This window comes from Wolbachia endosymbiont of Madathamugadia hiepei, from assembly GCF_013366855.1.
GTDB lineage: Bacteria > Pseudomonadota > Alphaproteobacteria > Rickettsiales > Anaplasmataceae > Wolbachia.
In genome coordinates, this window is record NZ_WQMP01000196.1 from 1 (window position 1) to 1,117 (window position 1,117).

Sequence of the window (1,117 nt, forward strand, 5' to 3'; positions counted from 1 at the left end):
AGTTCTCATCTATTATTTTACAATAATCATCTACAAAACAGAATAACTCTGTTATATTCTTATGCATTGGGTAACCTCCTATTGTTGCTAAGATACTGGAGTTTACCCTATTTCTCTCTCTACTCTCTTTCTAATCCATAGTTAGCGTTTAAAGAGCAGGTCCTGTCGCTGGCTGCAAGATGGACACCACACGCAGTTTTAATTGAAGCCAAAATAAGTGATCAGCAATTGGTACAAGAGCTGAAGGCAAGCAGTGATTTACCCGTTATTGAAATAGTACCGCATGATGATAAACTCGCTCGATTCCACCAGATTGTTCCAATTATAGAGTCTGGAAAAGTTTTTCTGCCGCACCAGGCGATATGGCTCAATGATTTTGAGTATGAAATTTTAATGTTCCCAGAAGCACATCACAATGACCAAGTCGATAGCACCGTGCAATATCTGCAATGGATAAGAGAAAGCACCTCCAGAGTCGCAGCTATACGAACATTATGATTTGAGCCTTCCAGAAACCAGTGTCGGCTATTTGGATGACACCTTTTGTTGTGAGCTCACTTTTACCCTATGATTACCTTTTTAGAGCATCTTATCTATCCATTTGACCATCTTGCTGAAGCGGTACCTTTCTGTGATTTCAAACATTCGGTAGTATATAGTGTAGTTGATTTCAAGGCATGGTGAAGCTATTATAAACAAAGGTTTGCACAGGCTACAAGGTTAGAAACAACGCCTACGAGTAAAATTTCACATTACCACTTTTGTGTGTTATAATAAGCTTAAATTTATAAGAAAAACAAAGTTGGAAAAGTTGGAGGAATTAAGAGAAAACTGGGTAGCAAGAACAGGAAGATTTTTATCTTTATTGTTCTTTTTACTGCTGATCGCGCTATCAATACGTAGTTTTTTATTTGAGCCATTTCATATCCCTTCTGGTTCGATGAAAAGCACTCTGCTTGAAGGAGATTATATTTTTACCAGTAAATATTCATATGGCTACAGTAAGCACTCCTTTCCATTTTCTCCAAATATTTTCAGCGGCAGGATCTTTTATATCCCTCCAAAGCGTGGTGACATAATAGTTTTTAAACCTACGAAAAACGACAGCATCAGATTT

1 protein-coding gene and 1 pseudogene are annotated in these 1,117 nt (G+C 37.5%); both read left to right on the top strand.

Translation table 11 applies throughout. The annotated features are described in order from the left end of the window. Positions 1 to 150 precede the first annotated feature (150 nt). Positions 151 to 498, top strand: a pseudogene (terL, locus tag GO685_RS05325) (phage terminase large subunit); the annotation flags it as partial. A gap of 265 nt (positions 499 to 763) precedes the next feature. After that, a partial coding sequence (gene lepB, locus GO685_RS05330) for a signal peptidase I (protein WP_175937881.1) occupies positions 764 to 1,117 on the top strand: 354 nt, incomplete at its 3' end.